This window comes from Clostridium magnum DSM 2767 (genome assembly GCF_001623875.1).
GTDB classification, from domain to species: domain Bacteria; phylum Bacillota; class Clostridia; order Clostridiales; family Clostridiaceae; genus Clostridium_AM; species Clostridium_AM magnum.
This window is the reverse complement of sequence record NZ_LWAE01000011.1, coordinates 35,048-54,319: the sequence shown is the minus strand read 5'-3', so window position 1 is coordinate 54,319 and position 19,272 is coordinate 35,048. Positions and strand designations below refer to the sequence as shown.

14 protein-coding genes, 1 other RNA gene and 1 pseudogene are annotated in these 19,272 nt (G+C 34.6%); 2 read left to right on the top strand and 14 right to left on the bottom strand.

All coding sequences use genetic code 11. The features are described from left to right. Positions 1-32: 32 nt before the first annotated feature. The 8 genes from CLMAG_RS26595 to CLMAG_RS26560 all read right to left on the bottom strand — a co-directional run bounded on the left by CLMAG_RS26595 (position 33) and on the right by CLMAG_RS26560 (position 9,681). Positions 33-1,127, bottom strand: a complete 1,095-nt coding sequence (locus tag CLMAG_RS26595; protein WP_066630026.1) for a GerAB/ArcD/ProY family transporter — start codon at positions 1,125-1,127, stop codon at positions 33-35. Positions 1,128-1,143: 16 nt separating this feature from the next. Then, positions 1,144-1,359 (bottom strand): hypothetical protein, encoded by a 216-nt coding sequence (locus CLMAG_RS26590; protein ID WP_066630024.1) that lies wholly within the window; start codon positions 1,357-1,359, stop codon positions 1,144-1,146. Between the two features lie 3 nt (positions 1,360-1,362). Further along, positions 1,363-2,511 carry a Ger(x)C family spore germination protein gene (locus CLMAG_RS26585; protein ID WP_066630022.1) on the bottom strand — a complete coding sequence of 383 codons (1,149 nt, stop codon included), beginning with the start codon at positions 2,509-2,511 and terminating at the stop codon, positions 1,363-1,365. A gap of 13 nt (positions 2,512-2,524) precedes the next feature. Beyond that, positions 2,525-4,021, bottom strand: a complete 1,497-nt coding sequence (locus CLMAG_RS26580; RefSeq protein ID WP_066630020.1) for a spore germination protein — start codon at positions 4,019-4,021, stop codon at positions 2,525-2,527. Positions 4,022-4,233: 212 nt separating this feature from the next. Next, positions 4,234-5,358 (bottom strand): uroporphyrinogen decarboxylase family protein, encoded by a 1,125-nt coding sequence (locus tag CLMAG_RS26575; RefSeq protein ID WP_066630016.1) that lies wholly within the window; start codon positions 5,356-5,358, stop codon positions 4,234-4,236. Between the two features lie 306 nt (positions 5,359-5,664). Continuing rightward, positions 5,665-7,623: an ATP-dependent DNA helicase gene (locus CLMAG_RS26570; RefSeq protein ID WP_066630013.1), complete on the bottom strand. Its 1,959-nt coding sequence runs from the start codon at positions 7,621-7,623 to the stop codon at positions 5,665-5,667. Between the two features lie 276 nt (positions 7,624-7,899). Further along, positions 7,900-8,799 (bottom strand): hypothetical protein, encoded by a 900-nt coding sequence (locus tag CLMAG_RS26565; RefSeq protein ID WP_066630011.1) that lies wholly within the window; start codon positions 8,797-8,799, stop codon positions 7,900-7,902. Between the two features lie 132 nt (positions 8,800-8,931). Then, positions 8,932-9,681, bottom strand: coding sequence for an AAA family ATPase (locus CLMAG_RS26560; RefSeq protein ID WP_066630008.1), 750 nt, complete (start codon positions 9,679-9,681; stop codon positions 8,932-8,934). Between the two features lie 360 nt (positions 9,682-10,041). Between CLMAG_RS26560 and CLMAG_RS26555 the strand changes: the two genes are divergently transcribed. Then, positions 10,042-10,665: a flavodoxin family protein gene (locus tag CLMAG_RS26555; RefSeq protein ID WP_066630005.1), complete on the top strand. Its 624-nt coding sequence runs from the start codon at positions 10,042-10,044 to the stop codon at positions 10,663-10,665. A 43-nt stretch (positions 10,666-10,708) separates the two neighbouring features. Here the strand turns inward: CLMAG_RS26555 and CLMAG_RS26550 are convergent, their stop codons facing one another. Beyond that, entirely contained in the window at positions 10,709-11,944 is a 1,236-nt protein-coding gene (locus CLMAG_RS26550) for a carbohydrate-binding domain-containing protein (protein ID WP_066630003.1), read from the bottom strand. Between the two features lie 307 nt (positions 11,945-12,251). Between CLMAG_RS26550 and CLMAG_RS26545 the strand changes: the two genes are divergently transcribed. Then, positions 12,252-12,617, top strand: a complete 366-nt coding sequence (locus CLMAG_RS26545; RefSeq protein ID WP_066630002.1) for a hypothetical protein — start codon at positions 12,252-12,254, stop codon at positions 12,615-12,617. Between the two features lie 486 nt (positions 12,618-13,103). Here CLMAG_RS26545 and arr read toward each other — a convergent pair whose 3' ends face one another. The 5 genes and pseudogenes from arr to ssrA all read right to left on the bottom strand — a co-directional run bounded on the left by arr (position 13,104) and on the right by ssrA (position 19,147). Beyond that, a complete protein-coding gene (gene arr, locus CLMAG_RS26540; protein WP_066630001.1) occupies positions 13,104-13,520 on the bottom strand; it encodes an NAD(+)--rifampin ADP-ribosyltransferase in 417 nt (138 codons plus the stop codon). 272 nt (positions 13,521-13,792) lie between these two features. Further along, positions 13,793-14,814 (bottom strand): annotated as a pseudogene (locus CLMAG_RS26535) (PEP/pyruvate-binding domain-containing protein); the annotation flags it as partial. 27 nt (positions 14,815-14,841) lie between these two features. Continuing rightward, positions 14,842-16,875 carry a Na+/H+ antiporter gene (locus CLMAG_RS26530; RefSeq protein WP_066629999.1) on the bottom strand — a complete coding sequence of 678 codons (2,034 nt, stop codon included), beginning with the start codon at positions 16,873-16,875 and terminating at the stop codon, positions 14,842-14,844. Positions 16,876-17,691: 816 nt separating this feature from the next. Continuing rightward, positions 17,692-17,997: a DUF6506 family protein gene (locus CLMAG_RS26525; protein WP_066629997.1), complete on the bottom strand. Its 306-nt coding sequence runs from the start codon at positions 17,995-17,997 to the stop codon at positions 17,692-17,694. 762 nt (positions 17,998-18,759) lie between these two features. After that, positions 18,760-19,147, bottom strand: a transfer-messenger RNA (tmRNA) gene (gene ssrA / locus CLMAG_RS26515). Positions 19,148-19,272 lie beyond the last annotated feature (125 nt).

The following is a 19,272-nucleotide window of genomic DNA, read 5'->3' as shown; positions in this document are numbered from 1 at the left end:
CACGCCTTTTGGAGCGTTGGCCTTCACTTACCTCATGTAGTTTTTCCCTTAGCAGATTTTTCTCTAACCTTTATCCCAATATACGTTACAAGAGGTAATATTAGCTGAAATATTATGGTATAGTAAGGTAACACCTCTTGAATAAACTTTCCTGCTTCCAGTATACTATCATAAACTATAAAAGATGTAGCAAACATAGTTAAAGAAACAGGAGTAACAAGAATATCGTAATTCTCAAATTTGAAGAGCTTAGCTAATCCATTACAGGAAGCCATTATACATATACTTATCTTTACAAAACCTGTAAGTAAAAAGCTCACAGTAACTGCTGTTTCTATTCTTTGAACAAACTCTCCCACCCTTATAATAGATAGTGCTGTATAGGAAGGAAAATAGCTTTGTGAAAGAGTTTCCGCACCAATAACCAATACATTTCTTAAAGCAAAATTAGATATCATTAAACCTGATATCAAAAGTCCTAATAAATATATCTTATAAGGAGATTTCTTATTTCTAAAAGAAGATGAAATCATAATAAAAACAACGGATTCTGCAAAGGGAAAGCTAAATGCTGAAGTGGCACCCTTTAATATAGGTTTAATTTCGCTTGGTATAATGGGACGTATCCTGCTAATATCCATGCTGGGAATAGATAATACAGTGGTAGCAAACATTATTATAAGAAGTATGATTATAAAAAACTCCGACCACCTTCCCAAGACTTCAACTCCAGATTTTACCCCCCATATACTTAGAATTACTATAGGTATTATTCCATATATTCTAGGACTATCCGGCAATCCTACTATGTTTATAAATTCAGTAAAATTATTTAAAACCATAGACCCCAGAATGTAAACAAACCATATGTATAAAATGTTTAAAGCACTCCCTGCAATTCTGCCAAATGCAACTTCATTTATATCAAATATATTGCTGCAGGAAGTACTATTTATTATCTTGCAGTAAAGTATCATAACTAAAGAAGCTTCTGCCATTCCTAAGATTATAGCAAGCCACATATACTTTTTAGCCTCCCCTGCAGTGCCCATAATTAATGTACTGCCCCATATAAACATTACCATTAAGGTTACGCCCTGTTTATCTGAAATAACTTGCTTATCCATCTTACACTCATCCTACCTATTTTCTTATAATTGGTGATAATATTTTTGTAATAACTTCAGCTATGCTTGGGATTCCTTCCTTTGTTACAATAAATATGCTTATTGTACTGCTTATAATCATAAAAACAATATAATACATTATTAGACGCTTATTTTTATTTTTGCTAAGGAGCATAGGTATCTCTATTGAAATTATTATTAGATATCCTGTAATAATTAATAATACAGCCATACTTTATTCTCCCTTAATAGCTTTTGAAGCTACTGCACTTCCCTTTATATGCATGTCAACTTCAACATTTACTTCTGCTAATCTGAACTCTTCCTCCCATTTAGGTTTAAGCTTTTTCCACGTCTTTTGCTGCTGTATCTCTAAAGCGGTGCTAAACTTAAATACATCCTTTCCATAATCTTTCTGAAGTTTTTTCACGGTGCCGGTTAAACTCTTTTTTAAAGCCTCTGCTCCAGATTCTTCTATCCTTTTTCTAATATTCTCATTCTGAAAGTTCAATTCTCCTGAAAGTTCAGCTATATTGACTATTGTCTTAATTTTCACTTCCACTTTAACATTATCTCCGTCAATTTCTACTTTAGGTTTTACTTTATTATTAAATACTTCAAAAGTTATATCATTATTTGTGTTCTCAATATTTTTTACCACAAACAATCCTTGTTTTAATTCCCCATTTATCCACAGTACATTTCTAGTATCTTCCTCATTTAAATAACCAATAACCTTATCCCCTTGAAATATTGCACTTCCCCTCACTTCAGAGGGTTTTCTTTCTCCTTCAGCAAGCTGAACAATTGGTACAAGTATTGATTTCTCTTTACGAGAGATTACTTCTACTACTTGCCAAAGCTCTGTTTCAGGATACTTATAAATAGACTTTTGGGATTGCAGTATGGAAACTAAGTGAAAGGAAGTAGTGTCATCCAAACCAGTATCAGTTTTTAATAATTCCCCTGCAGTGTGTCCTTTGGATATTAAAATATATATATCCCGCCTAATCCCAGCGTCCCTATATAACCAATCCAGTACTGGTACTATATCTTTCTCAGCAATATTGCTATCTATTATCACCACTTTAGCATGAGACCAATAAGTCCTCCTTCCTAACTTAATGACAAAGTTTCTTACGGCGTCAAATATAGTTTTTCCTCTAATTTCATAAATGTCAGACTGAACCCTACCTCCTCCGGTATCTCCTGGCACTGACTTCATTACCTCTATTGTCAGTTTATATCCACCTAAAGCCTCATCTTTATCTATTGCCAGTCCCCCAACTATAGCAAGCCTGTTAACTTCTCTGTAATTCCAGCATCCGCTTAAGAATAATATATTAAAAACTATAATAATTGTAATTAATAGCTTTTGCTTCAAAATATATTCCTCCTTAACTTTGACGCTTTTTGTTTTTGCTTATTAGTCTAGGCCTGTTCTTCATAGCCCAAACTGGCAGCCTTAAGGTAGTATCCTTTATGTCTTCTGAAGTCACAGCTGAAGAGTAGAGCATATAGGGAACTCCGAAGGACCTCAAAGAAAATAGATAAATAAAGAGGCCAATTACTCCATACATATATCCAAAGAGGCCCCAGTAAGAAGACAATAGTAAAAATATCAACCTGACAATCTCAAAACCCGCAATTAACTTAGGTACTAAAAAAGATGAAATTCCCGTCATTGCAATAACAATTACCATTGGAGCACTTATTATTCGGGCATTTACCGCTGCTTCCCCAAGTACTAAAGCTCCAACAATGCTTAGTGACTGTCCTATTGCCTGTGGAAGTCTTACCCCTGCCTCTCTAAGAGTTGTAAATCCCATAAGCATGATTAAGGCTTCAACTACAGTTGGAAAAGGTATTCCCTCCCTAGCAGTGGATATGCTCAAGAGAAGAGCAGTCGGAATGAGCTCCTGATGATATGTAGTTACTGCAACATATAAAGCCGGTATACTTACTCCAAGGAAAAAGGCCATCATTCTAAGTATTCTGTTAAGGGAAGCAAATATATAGTTATTTGTATAATCCTCTGCTGATTGATAGTATTCCATAAAAATAAAGGGCAGCGTTAAAACAAAAGGAGTACCATCTACAACTATTACTATTCTTCCTTCTAATAGCTTTCCAACTGCTACATCCGGCCTCTCTGTATTTCCTATAGTCTTAAACAGAGACCTAGGTGCATCCTTTATAAATTCGTCAACAGCTTCAGAAGTTATAATTCCGTCAGTATCTATATTATCAAGCCTTTTCATAAGTTCCTGCAGTATTTTTTCATTCACTATTCCATCTATGTAGCATACACTCAGTTTAGTCTTCGTTATGGTTCCAACTTCTTTAAAGGAAAACTTAAGATTGTAAGTTCTCAATCTCTTTCTTATCAGGGCTAAATTAGTTATCATCATTTCATTAAAGCCTTCTTTTGAACCTTTTACAACTCTTTCAGAATCTGGTTCCTCAATTCCTCTTTCAGGCAAAGCCTTTGTTTCCACAAGAATTACTTCTAGGGATCCTTCTATTAATAGAATTGTATCTCCATAGAGTAAAGGTAAAATCAGGTCATCTATTTTTGTTTGCTTTTTTACTGAACTGGATAGCAGAACCTTTTTAATTATTATATCTATATTATTATCCTGATTTGCTGCTCCACTTTGCTTTAGATCTTTTAAATTTATGTCTATAATCGGCTGAATAATATGCTCATCAATAATGTCTTTGTTAGCCATGCCTTTTATAAAAATCACACAACATTTTAGATCAGCATCCTGCTTACTTTCAATCTCCCTGAAAACAACTGTGTCATCATTAGAAAACATCTCTTTAAACATATCAATATTAAGTTGAAGTGATTTAGTAAGGCTATATCCTAAATAGTTATTACTATTCATACCTAAGAACGCCACCCCTATATTGTGATTTATAAACTATTGTTTGTATTACTTACAAATAATATTCTTATTTGGTTGAATTAAGAAATAGAATCAAAACTAACTTTATCCAATGACTAATAAGAGCCAACAAATTTGTTAGCTCTTATTAGTTATCCTTGTTATAATCTTTAAATATCTATACCTGCCACACGAATTCCCCTCATTGTGAGTTATTTTCCTGTAGCAGCACATATCATCGCTTGTACATTTTCAACTTTTGCATTAGACGGTATTGTACAACCTGAAGAAAGAATTAGGCCTGTTCCTCCAAATTCATTAATCAGTTTAGTGCAGTAATTATATACCTCATCTGGAGTAGCAAGGGCAAGCATACCAGCAGGTACATCTCCTTTGAAACACATACGTCCACCTAGTACTTTTAGGAATTTTTCCTTATTTGTTACACCATCAGACTCAAAGATACATGATCCCTTAGGGAATGCAGTAAAATATTCTAAATCCCTTGTCCAATTGGAATCCACGTGAAACATAACTTTAAATCCAGCTTCAATAGCAACATCAGTTGTTTCTTTCATATATCTCCATATAAATCTCTCCCAGAGCTTAGGTGTAAAAAATTCACTTGCTCCGCGACAGGAACCGCCTAACATTATTGGAGGCTGTTTTTTTGCTTCTTTTGCTGCCTTTAGCTGCTCCTTTAGCTGTGCAATTTCTTCTTCCTGTATAACATCCAGTACAGCTTCAACTTTATCCGGCATTTTGTACAAATCTCTAATAAATTTAGGCAATGAACGTCCGAAGCTAATATGTTCTGTAACATTTCCCATAAAAGCAGACATAGGGGCAATATAACCTGCATCCTCGAATTTTTTAGCTGCTATTGGTTGGAGATCCATAGTAGCCTTTACTGTATCAAAATCAACCTTTAGTCTGCTCACCAAAAAGTCCTGTAAAAAATTGTTCCATCCTTTGCTAAGAATAGTATCATAATCATCAACATTTAAGTTTTCTGCTTCAACAACCTGCCACATTTCATTTTCTGAAAGTTCTTTTCCTGGTAGTTTAACATGTGACAATAATCCGAGCGAAAACATAAGTGGATTTGCAACAGTGTTGGCACATCCATCTACATCTCCAAATTGTGAAACAGACTTAAAGATTGTATTACAAGATAACTGAAGACTTGAAACAAAATCTGAAAGCTTTACACCCATATGTTTTGCGCAGAAAGAATCCGCATTAAACATTACCGGTGTCCTATCTGTTTTCTTAAACTCCACGGTTTTCATGTAACGATCTAAATGTTCATTGTATAGTTCCTCACCATTTTTCATATATTTCTCACCCCACTATTTAAAATAATATGAATACATATAACATTTGCTTTTATTGTATAGTTTCTCATTGATTTTAATATCCATAACTACAGCTTTATAAGTTAATATTAATCCCATTCAATATTAATGGTATCATGGTTGGAATACTTTTACATCGTCATACTTTAAGAAAATATCAACGAACTATTGTAAATATTTACAAGGATTGTTTATGATTATTTAAAGATTAACTACTTATTCTGATATTTGAATAATACGGTATATAGTACATATTTTTGAATTACGACACAAAAACACTCCTTATTAAATCTCCCTATGTTCCATTGTTTTGATTTTAGCTTCTCGAGGTAGAGCCCCCATAACTACCTTTTCCCATGGGGTTCCTATTACTGGCTCCATGACGGCTATTGCTCCCCGGTCATCCTTGGTTCTGATTAATCTGCCGCAGCCTTGTTTTAACTTCAATCCCATTTCAGGATAATCTACAGCTACAAGTGGGTTCAGCCCCTCTTCTTCTGCTTCTTTACGCCTCATTTCAATTAAAGGATCTAGTGATGGAAAAGGAAGCTGCCAAACTACAACGAGAGATAGAGACTCTCCAGGCACATCAATTCCCTCCCAAAAGTTAGCACCGACTAATACAGATGATACTTCCTCGCGAAATTTTTGCACAAGGTATCCCCTCTCACCTTCATCCTCCCATAAAACTTCAAAAGGCAACTGATAACTACTAATTTTTTTTCTTATTTTCCTGACTTCATTCAAGGAGTTAGCAAGTACTAGAGCTCTTCCTCCATTTTCTTTCAGCAAAGATATCAACTGTTTAATTTTACTTGAAAGCTTGGCATCACCAGAGTCCTCCGCCGAGGAGTTTTTCAAGTAAACAACCGCCTGATCCTCAATATCAAAGGGACTTCCAACAGTAGATCTGGATGGTTCTCTTAAGCCAAGAGTCCGAATAAAATAACCAAAATCACCCTCATTACTTAAGGTTCCAGAAGTAAACACCACAGGGAACTTCTTCTGAAACAAATGTTTATCCAGCATATTGCTCAAATTGCGAGGAACTACCCAAAAGCTGCCATCTGCTTTATCTACCCAGGTAATAACCTCTCTGCTTTTATTCCTGCTAAACCTAGCTAAGGCCGTAATTGATCTTTCTATTTGAATTTCAAAGGTACGCAGCGTGCTTTCCGGCAGAGCTTCTATATATAACTCTTCCTCAATTTGTATCTCTAACAGCAACTGATCTAATGCCTTATGAAAAGTATCAGCTGCTTTAAGCAGTTCATCATCTATACGAATCGCCAAACGCTCCGATTGCTCATCATCAATTACACAGTGATTAAGTATTTCAAAAAATTTAGAAGAGGCCTGTTCCAATGCAACTGCAATTGTAACAAGTGACGTTCTTGCTCCCTGGATTTCTTCTATTGAAAGGATAATATTATCAATATCCTCCTTATCAATTTTTCTTCCTGCACGCATGGCTGCCGGCAGCATAACTTTATGCCCTTCATCAAAAATCACCAGCGAGTAATTGGGAAGGATAGGCATTTTACCATCAGCAATTCTTTCATCCCGTGTCCATAGGTCCTCAAAAAAGATTCCATGATCAGCGATAATTAAATCCCTAGCAGGCCTGTAATGTTCCCTTGCCTTAACAAGCTTGCAAAATCCTCTTCTGGAACAGGCATCACAAGACATAGTCTCATCCCATCCAATCTGTCTCCACACACGATCGGATATATGGGGCATTTCAGAGCGTTCACCCTTTGTAGTATTCGCTAACCATTGATTAATCTCATCAGAGCCTGTAGTATCGCCAAACACTCCCCCAGCTCCACTAACTCTCTCATCACAAATATACTGACGAGGATCCTTTGCCATTCGTGCATCTATTTCTAATCCCAGTACGCGGGAAAGGGTTTGAATATCTCCCTTTGGCCCTGCTAGCTGCTCCTGAAGTGCTGTTGAGGCACATGCAATTACTACAGGTTTTCCGCTAAAACGGGCATAGGCAATTGCTGTGAGTAAGTAGGCGAAGGTCTTACCCGTACCGACCTCAGCCTCAGCCAGATGAACTTTTTTATCACAAACTGCACCTGCAAGCTGAAATGCAGTATATATTTGTTCCTCACGTATCTCATATCCGTGTTCCGGAAGAATATCGTAAAAAACATCACCAATCCAATCCATCAATTTAGTTGGAAACTCTTCTTTTGTTTTATAATCAAAGGGTATCTTTAGTCTATTAGACATGATTTTTTTCCTCCTGTTAAGCTATGGAATTCCATAGGAAATATTATGCGAAGAATTACCGTCAGTTATGTACATGCACATAGCTTTTCTTTATGTATTATGCTTAACGACCGTCACATTCTAAGCTTTTTCAATAAATACTATAATACACCAATAAATCTTGTTTGTAATTAGGTAAATAATAAAACATGTGACATCTCAGCTAATAAGATATCACATGTTTCATATTAAAAGCATATGTCTTTGCTGACAAATGCTTTTATGTATAGATTATACTTAGAAGGATCTATAATCTACAATTGGCCCAACCCTGCCAATATACAGCTGATTTCTATTTACAGTGCCCTTGAAGGTTCCTTGTGGATTATCACTAAAGTATTCCTCCTTATAAGCAATTCCGTTGGTAGACTCTTGAGTTGACCAGTACTTAAAACCTACTATATTACCCTTGTCATCCTTTAACCAATTAATAAATACAGCAGTGTGTCCTGATTTTGTTCTGCTAAAATCAATAAAGTCTCCCTCTTTGGCATCCTCAAGTCTTTTAATTTGAGATCCAAGTCCATATTTAACAATTGCACCTGCAAGTTGGTCACCTGCTGACTTAGGTGTTCCTTTTGCATTATACCAGGTCAGCATAAAGTCCTTCATATTATTTATAGTCATGTTATTAAAGTTACCTGGAGATATCCCTGCTTCTTTATTTCTTTCTTCCATTGCCTTAAAGAAAACCTCATAGGTTAATCCTACACAATGGCTCGACTTGCTTCCATCCGGGTTAGCCTTTGCAATAACAGAACCTTGATAAATAATATTTTCAGTTACTCCGTTATAATGATTATAATCGCTATTTAAAAGATAAGGATATTTGCCACCCTTATAAGCAGGTATAACTTTCAGCACATAATTGTTCAATTCAGATTTGACAGCAGCAGCTTGCACCTCGGCTTTTGAAACAGCTGCATTAGCCTGAACAGTAGCAGAAGCAGTATTATTAGAGTTATCAGACGACCTAGTTTTTGAAACAGGTCCGTTGACCTCAACAGAAGCAGTATCAGCAGATTTTGAGGCTGACATAGTTTTTGAGGGAGCATGTCCCGATAACGAAAAGAAAAGCCCTGCAGTAATCGCAATTAACACTATACTATATTTAATTATACTTGTTTTAGAAAGCATATAACATGTCTCCTTGTGAGTTAATGAAAAATATATGTATAATTTTAAATTATTGTACAAGCATTTTCAATGAAAAATGAAACATCCCTTTATTTACCTGTCATACATATGAAGTGTAGCATACTGATCTTTTTACTTTTTTCCAAAAAGTATATTTAACATCCCTTCAGTGTTATTCAAAAAACTTTTCACAACTTGATAATGTTCTGTTTCTTCATAACTGACAACCTTAATTTCATCCTTTATCTCATATATAATCGAATCAGGATATGCCATTATAATAGGTGAATGAGTTGCAATTATAAATTGAGAATCCTGCTCAACTAAATCATGCATTCTTGAAATCATGGCCATTTGCCTTGAAGGTGATAATGCTGCTTCAGGTTCATCAAGTATATATAATCCATTCCCTCTAAATCTATTCATAAAAACTGCGAAAAAAGATTCTCCATGGGATTGTTCATGTAATGATCGTCCACCATAAGAAGCAAAAAGTCCCGGCACTTCCCTATTGAGCTGCTCTACATTTGTAGCAAAATTATAAAAACTTTCTGCTCTAAGAAAAAAACCATCACTAGGCTTCTTTATCCCTTTTATTAATTTAATATAATTTTGTAGTTCCGAATGGGTATCATTTGAGGAAAAATTAAAATTTTTAGTTCCACCTTCAGGATTAAATCCATAAGCCGCAGCAATTGCTTCCAAAATTGTAGACTTGCCAGATCCATTTTCTCCTATTATGTATGTTACTTTGGGATGAAAATTTAGATTTGATAAACTTTTTATTACAGATAAACAAAATGGATATTTTGAAAAAGATTCTATTTTATCTCTTTTAAGTTCTATGCTTCTCAAATACTGATTGATCCCTAACAATCTCATATCTAATCTCCTGGTTTCTAATTTACCATTATCATGGTCCTATATGATTTTCCATTTTTAAGCACTGAAAAATTTATGGTCTATAGCTTTAGTTTTAACTGTAGGTATATTATACCATATATTATCAACTGTTATTATACCTTCAATAAAAACAAAAATAATATTATGAGCTAAAAAACCATATTAGATTTCTCCAATAAGGTTCCTATATGTTATTAATTTTCATTTTTAAAGTATCTTTTTAGATACTATGATACCAAAATGTGTGTACTTGTAACGGTAACACTTATATTTTAGAATAATAACATACATTAAAAATAATATCAACAGCGTAACTAAAATTAAAGTGAGGTATAATAAATGAAAGTATTACTTATCAATGGAAGTCCTAAAGCTAAAGGCTGTACCTATACTGCCTTAAATGAAGTTGCAAAAGAATTAGAAAGTAACGGCATCGAAACAGAAATTTTTCATGTTGGAACCAAGCCTATTCGTGGTTGTATGGCCTGTAACGGCTGTTCTAACACTAATGGTCTCTGCGTATTTAATGATGATACCGTAAATATTGCTTTAGAAAAAGCTAAAGAGGCTGATGGTTTTGTTTTTGGTTCTCCTGTACATTATGCAGCTGCATCTGGCCAGATAACATCTTTTCTAGACAGATTCTTCTATGCTGGAGGTAGTTTCCAATACAAACCTGGTGCTGCTATTGTAAGTTGTAGACGTGGCGGTTCTACAGCAGCTTTTGAACAATTGAATAAATATTTTACTATTTCAAATATGCCTATTGTATCTTCTCAATACTGGAATATGGTTCATGGAAATACTCCTGAGGAAGTTGAGCAAGATCTTGAAGGAATGCAAACAATGAGAGTGCTAGGCAGAAACATGGCTTGGCTTTTAAACTGTATAAATGCAGGCAAAGAAGCTGGAGTTAATCTTCCAGAAAAAGAAGCTAGAGCTGTTACTAACTTTATACGTTAACCAATTAAAATCCCTCGGATTTCTCCGAGGGAAAATACCTGCTTTATAATGATTCCGCTCCTAACTCTTTATGCTTTCCTCTGCCCCCCATTTGTGATTGGGTGATTTGAGTGATTTTCTCTCCGTTGACTGTAACATTTCCACCATTTAATTCAGCTGTACCATCAGAGTCAAAGGCTGAAGTTGCCTCTACAGCAATTGTTCCTCCATTTATATAAATATTGCCGTTTGAATCAAATCCGTCCGTATCACCACTACCCATACTTACATTAATTGTACCGCCATTTACTTCAATCGCCACATTATTATTAACTTTTGATGCGGCATTTATGCCATCATTCTTCGCATACAAAGTGATTTGACCATCGTTTATCTTAATATTGTTTCCCTCGATGCCTTCTTCACAGGTCTTTATATTGATAGTACCGCCATCTATTTGAACAATGCTGTTGGCACGGATTGCATCATCAGCAGCTGTGATATTCAATGTACCGTTTTTGATGTAAATATATCCAAGTGAAGCATCCTCATCATTTTCGCTATGCAGAGCATCCTTACCAGTATCTATGGTAATATCTCCACCATTGATAAGAATTGCATCCTTTGCCTCTATAGCATCTGCAGATGACTTAATGTTATAAACGCCTCCAGTAATTTTCAGATCATCCTTTGAAGAAATACCATTACCATTGCTAGATACAATTTCTAAAGTTCCGGTTCCATTAAGTGTCATATCTGCTTTAGAGAAAATAACTGCATCTAAATTGGTCTCTCCATCTGCTACATAGCTTCCTGAAACCTCCATATGGTTCTTACTGTCAGTGGATGTAACAAATACTTTATCCGCTGCTTTCACATAAATTGCTGGCGAATCTTCATTTGTTATGTTGACGCCATTTAGGACTATTTGAACTTTTGCATCCTCGGGAGCTTCAACTACAACTGTCACATTTTTTACATCACCACTTAAGACATAAACACCCTCTTTATTCAGTGTCACATCTTTATTACTTTCCAATTTGATTTGTGTTGCAGCTGCAAGGTCCACCGACTGTTCCAAATCCCTATCACTGAATAATTGTGATGTATCAAGGGCTGAAGCTTCAGACGCTGACGTTCCGCTTGATGCGGCTTTAGTGCTTGCTGTTTCAGTGGTTGTTGTTTGAGTAGTTGCAGCATTGCCACTGCCGACTTGTGCCTTAGTGCATCCCACAGCAGATACGCTAAGTAATAAGGTCATGGTAATAGCGCTTATGGTTTTAATCATTTTTCTTTTCATATTTTAACACTCCTCGTATAATCAATAATAATCATATATTTTTATCAGATAGCATTATCTCTTCATGTCATATTTAAATCATAAGGCATATACCTTAAATCAACCTTAAAGATTTGATACTAACCTAATGAAGCTGTGATCTTTATCTCTCTTTCTGCACCATTTTTTATAGTACTTTTCAGGCAAAAATTTTAATTCATATTTTTTATGTAATTATAATTCATAAATATATATAATAAGGATATGAAGTACAGAATAATTGTATTGTAATACAAGCCAGATAAATATGAACTTGAGGTGAAATGCTATGGACAAATATACAAGAGAAGAATTGGTAGAAGCGCTACAAATTGTATCTTCAACTATCAGTAAATGCGAAAAAATGCAGCTAAAATTTGCGGAGGGTACCTCTCATCACACACTCCTTAAGAACAGGATAAAAGCAATGTATATTTCAAAATCATTAATAACGGATGAAAATGTTATGGACAAATATACAAAAGAAGAATTGATAGAAGCACTACGCCCCGTATCTTCAGTTATCAGCAAATGTGAAAAAGCTCAGCTAAAATTTGCGGAGGGCACCTCTCATCACACCCGCTTTAAGAATATAATAGAAGCGATGTATATTTCAAAATCATTAATAACAGATGAAATTAATAAAAGAGTGTAATTACTTTTTTCCTTCTGAGAAAGCGACCCTGATTGGGCCGCCTTCCTAGCTTTCATCTTTTATTTAACTACTTAGAGGGAAGACAACATCTTCCCTATTATAGGATTTCTACATACCCGTTGCCAAAACAGTATGATTTGTATTTAGGCAATGTCATATTCTTGCCTTTCAAAATTAACCTTATCCCCCTCTAGAATGAGTATTTCCAATGGTTTTATAAGTGTGAATGTATGTCATAAAAACTCCTTTTTTTTATATAATACCTTGATATACTATCTAGCACGGGCATTGACGGATAGTAGGTAATGAAATAGTTATTAATTTAGGGGTAATTGGTTAATTCTCGTTACCCTTTTTCTTTACCTTTTCTCATTCAAAAAATTATGCACCTATCCTCCACTTTTATTTTAGGCTATGTAGAAGAATAATGTTGATTTTACAACATAAAAAGAAGCCTTGCAATGTTGTGAATTGTATATTTATGGATTAATCGTATATTACATTTTTTCCTTCTTCACTTAACTTTTTTAAAGATGAAAGCATATGATTTATTTCTTCATCGGAATGTCTTTCCCATGAACCTAATTCGGCTATTATTTTCAAAGGAGATTTAGACCTATAAGAACGTGTTGGATTTCCAGGAAATCTTTTGTCAGTTAAGTTCGGGTCATTTTCAAATTCACCTAATGGTTCTATAATGTAAATTCTTTCCTTTGAGTTAGATTTCGCTAATTCAGCACCCCATTTAGCAGCATTTAATGTTCCAGTAAAATAAATATAGTTTGATTTTTTATCCTGGTAATTTGATAAGTGTTGTGGTTCTAATAAATCTCCAAGTTTTAGTTCTGCTTTAGTACCATGAAAAAAAGGACCATTATCTAAAACATCTTTTTTGTCATTCATACTGATACACTCCTTTATATTTTTAAATTTAACATATCATTATTGTATAAAAATAAGTCCTAAGTTGTTTCTGCCTGTGAAATAAATATTAAAAAAATCGTTAGCTTACTCTATGAAAAAATCATATAGCTAAATGGCACTTTTATTAGTATAATTTAATGGGTAATGTAATTATACCTTTTATCATGAAAAAATTTTAAAGGAATTAACTCCGTTATATATGGAAGCCTTGATTTAAAGCACTTTAGCGTTAGTTGTACTAAATGGACAAGTACAAACAACCTTCCACCGGCTTTAAACCTTCGTCCAAAGGATGTTAACTGGAATAAAGACATTCCCAATGGTTTCATAGGGTCTGTCATCATTTGTTGATGACCTACAGATACATAAACGTGATTTTCTTCATCACTTACTTCAGGGATAGGGTATAAAGTAGTGATTGGCCGACTCTGGACAATATAAAATGTATCATCTGCTCATCTGTCAGCGCTTGCCTATTCTGCCTCTCAGCCTCAATCTCCTGTTCTTTCGTACCACCATCTTTTAAGGCATAAATAGCCAGCTTCTTGCTGGATATCTTCTTATCGATAACCTTGCCGTTACGCACTTTATAGATATCAGCATTTACCAGACCGGAGACCAATGCCTCACCAAGTCCGAAGCTGTCATCAATGGATAATACTTTCCTATTAGAAGTGACGGGATCGGCAGTAAACAAAATTCCTGCCGCCTGCGGGAAGACCATCTTCTGAGTAACCACAGACAGGTGGACTTTACGGTGGTCGAAGACCTTTTGAAGGCGGTAAATTACTGCCCTCTCGGTAAATAGCGATGCCCAGCATTTGCTGATATGCTTTAGGATTGCCTCCTTTCCGATAATGTTCAAATACGTATCCTGCTGGCCGGCAAAGGAGGCTGTCGGTAAATCCTCTGCAGTTGCGCTGGACCGTACTGCATAGGCATCTTTTTCACCAAAATTTGTGAGATACCCCGCGATCTCTTCTGCTATATCCTTAGAAATAGCTATATTTTCGATGACCATGCGGACTTTCTTGCTAACTTCACCAACTTTTTCCCTATCTTCTACTCTAAGATTCGATAATTCATCTAATAAATCGTTAAGTTCCTGATTATTTCAAGTTATCTTTTTATATGCTTCTGTAGTAACACAAAAACCTTCCGGTACTAGAATCCCCATAAGCCTGGATAGTTCCCCTAGGTTGGCACCTTTACCCCCGACCATAGAAAGCTTTGTTTTGTCAATTTCCTGAAAACTAAGCACATATGAATTCATACGTTTTCCTCCTTTTCCATTTATATTTTACTCAACATGCTTATACAAAACCACACTCTCAATATAGTTTATATACCTTCTTAATTCATTTGACTGTTCTCTAGTAATTTCCCCTAACTCATACATCTTACGAATTTCTGAACGTTCCATGTCCATTACTTTTATTCTTAACTCTTCCTTCTGTTCTATGCTTTCTTCATTGTATTTTAAAATTTTTCCTTTTAATCTATTAATCATACTCTTATAATCTAAAATTACCATCTGAGCAACTTCTGATTTCTCATGACTCTTCATATATTCCCCTAAGGATTTAATTGCTTCTTGAAAAGCTTTTATTTGAATATCTTTTACTAAGCGTAAATTATTTAGTTTAATATCTTTTTGCTTACCATGATTCCCATAAAAACGTCTCAACCATCTTATTAATTTTCTTATAAGATACATAGTATCTTGACGGGTATTTTGTAAGAAAGCTTCTTCCCTATAGTCAAAAGATTTATCAAAAGCTTTAAAAACTGCTTCATTTACTTCACCTTTATCCATTAATTCATAGATATACTTTCTTTCTGCTTTTAGCGCTATTAATCGTATTTCTGCTATTTTACGTTGATCAAGATCTAACTCTCGTACAATTGAATCTTGCCCTAATCGATGATCTTGAGATATCCTCTTATATTCATTAATCAATTCATAAGCTACAGTTTCATTTTTTTCGTTTATTTCTGACTCAATAGATTTAATGCTAGCTAATAAAAGTTTACTCTTTGCTTTATTCAAGTCGTTATTATCAATTTTGTCGCCTTCTGCTGATTCCTGTTTACTTAAAATCGGCAAAAACACTGTTGCAGATACTAATGTAAATAATATTACGCCAGCTGTCAAAAAGAGTATCAATGATCTCTCTGGAAAAACTTCTCCATTATCTAGGAAAAAAGGAATTGATAAAACTCCCGCCATTGTAACTGTACCTCGAACACCGGTTAAAGTGGTTAAAAAAGCCATTCTTATATTCGGTTCTTCAATAGTCTTAGCTTTATTTAGATTATACTCCCAATAAGCAGAGAAGTAAGACCAAGCAAATCGGATTACTAAAATAGCAATTCCAATAGCAATAACATATCCGACAGCTCTCCAATTCCCTATATTGGGACTTGCTATTGTTTCTATCATTGATGCTGGAGTATTTAATCCCAATAATAGAAATACAATTCCGTTTAAGACAAATAAAATAATTGACCATATGTTTTCTGTTAATACTTGCTCTTCCGCTATCCTAATTTCTGTTTTTTCCTTTACTAATGAATGGACTATACCTGCGACTACTACCGCAATGACTCCCGATGCATGCAAAAGTTCTTCTGTTATGATAAAAATACCAAAGGGAGTCAATATCTGCAACAATGAATGAAATATTACATCATTTATTCCTTCTTTATATAACGTAAATCTTACCATCGCCAAAATTAAAGCAAAAATCAACCCTAAAACTGCACCTGCTAAAAATACATATGAGAAATTTAAAATCGCTTTTCCTAAAGAAAAATAATTAGTTACTACAGCAGCTATTGCATAATTAAAAGCTACTATACCCGAAGCATCATTTATTAAAGATTCTCCTCTAACAAGATTTAATATTTTTTCAGGTATGTGAATACGTTTTGCAATTCCATTTACAGCCACTGGATCCGTTGGCGATAAAATAGCTGCTAATCCAAATGCTGCAGTAAGAGGAATCTCAGGTATCATCCAATGAATGAAATATCCTCCTCCAATAGTTGTTAAAAGGACTAGTATGAGAGAGTTCCCAAATATTGACCATTTCATTCTCCATAATTCATCCCTAGGAAAATATCTTCCATCATTGTATAAAATCGGTGATACAAATAAAAGAAAAAACCATTCTTCTTCTATCTCAAAGGAATTATGTTTAAAAACAAATGCAAGAATCATACCCAAAGCAATTTGAGTTAAAGCTGTAGGAATAGATGGTATGTAGTGACTAATGATATTTGAAATTAACAAACATACCATCAGTAATAATATTGTCATTAATAGATCCATTTTAAAGCCCCTTTCTTAGTATTATCTAAAGTATGCGTTGTTTTAATATTATACATACGAAAGGTGATCTATGGATTTTATTTTTGTAGGAGAAGACTTCTTTTTAATTTGATTATCCATATATGGTTCACTTTTTATAACTCTAAATTAAAAACTATACCTACTAATTCCCATTTCCTCTACTCTTAAGGATTTATATAAATGTAATACTATACAGGTATTTTATTTCTACAAATTTAGTTATGTATTGAAAATATCTCTAACATTAAATTGATTTTCATTGCTGTTTTCAATATACTAGCAACCTTGCTACTTATGGCAAGTTACTAAAATCATAACTCATCTAATTTAATGTTATATCCACATGAACATATCATTTCTGCATACTAGTGTACATATTTTACTCTCTTAACATAAGATGATAAAATAAACAACCAATATTGAGTAGAATATAGTCTGCTATGAAAAACAGCACTAAAAGCTAGTGCTGTTTTTTCTTGTACCCAAGGCAACATCTTTCCCGTTATAGGATTTCTGCATACACTTCTGTTCCATGTACGCGAATCTGCTCTCTATAATACGTAATACCTAAACCTTAACGCAAATATCCCTAATTCTGCATAATAGTTAAGCCTCCTCAAATAAAAATCCCTCAAATTCTTAGTCTAAGAAAGTCTATCTGTCATAAATTTATAATACGTCAACATAAATTTTGAAATGCGCCAAAAAAAACCGTAAAATTCTGTTGAATAGTACGGTTTTTGAATAAACCTATTTTAGTTGTTTTTTATTAAGCTACTACATATACAATTGAAATTACTTAAAAAGCTCGTCACCACTTTTAAAGCCTAATCCAGGGTGATGATCAAATTTTACAGCACCAACAGATGCTTTTCCTCTTACAGCTTTACTTATAAGTGCTATCCCCTCATTTCCAAATCCAGCACAAAGTTCTATAGCCTTTATACCTTGAGAAACTAACTCTACTGCAACTGTTTCAGCCTCGCTATAATTTTTCACCCCTACTACAGTTAAATTTACAACAGGTGTATCTAATACTGTTCTATGAACTTTACAATCAGCCTCCGGTGCGACAAATATAAATGCAGCATTAACTTTCATTTTTATATCTCCCCCTAATTATAATTTTACTAGTCTACTTATTTACGCGTACCAATATGATAAATTATATACATAATTATACCATATGTGCAAGTAATATACTATTAAATTCACAAAAATTCTACAATATAGAAAACTTCTTCTAGGTCATTTGCAGAATGGATAATTAAAATGTCAAGGTATCTGAATCTGATCCCATTGCAAATGCTAAAAAAGCTTCGCCATGTTAATTCTTGATTCTCAGTCTCCCGGTAGTCTATTTTCACAAATGTCAATTCCCATTCCGGTTGATCTGCAATGAGTCGTCTGATATTTTTTCGAATCTGCACACCAGCACCAGTCCCTTTAGTAACGTGGGCATATCCTACAACATGAATTTTTTCCGGCGTTCCCAAATACCGACTCCGATGATTTGGGTTTGTAGGCAGTATAATAGTTACTTTCCGTAGATTCAAGACGAATTCCCCTTTCTGCCGATAATTTCGGTACTGTTATGTTCACTCTGAATCGCACAAATAGCAAGTCATTTCAAGTTTATAAATAAGTTATTTTTCTATTAAAATCAAAGCCTTAACTTTAACGTATTTCTGCAAAAATGCACACCCCTTAAACCCTTTTGCACACCCCTGGTTCATTTTTACAATATAATATTACTTTTGATGAAATAATTTAGCCTAACCACCATATAAACTACAGCCAAAAAACATCAAAAGCCCTTGAAATCAAGGACTTTCTATATGTATCAATATTATAGTTCTTATTTGGTGGAGGCGAGGGGTGTCGAACCCCTGTCCGAAAGTCGTAATACCTGAGCATCTCCGAGTGCAGTCCTTATATTAACGTTAGGCGACGGGCCTAAAGGACCGTCCCCAACTTGTTCCCTCTACCAGACGCCTAAGGACAGGCTTCTAGTTTCAGTAGCTTCATAAATCCCGTTCCTGTGGCAAAGCTTACATAGGCTCGTTTCACCGCTGTCGGAGCCCTATCCTAAGTCGCGGTACTCTAAGGTAGGACGTAGCAGACTAAGCTGCTAATGCAAAATTATCGTTTGCGTTTATCTTTAATCCCATAGTTTTTTAACGCGGGCCCACAGGTTCCCTCGACTCGCTTCTCAGATACAACATACCCCCGTCGAAGCCAATACGCCCCCTTGTTGTAACTCATAACACTTGGGTAATGTTTTATAAACGCACTTCATTTTGTTAAGTTATTCTATTTTAAACACTCAACTTTAAGAACTTTTATTCATCTGACAGTTATTATAATACAACATAC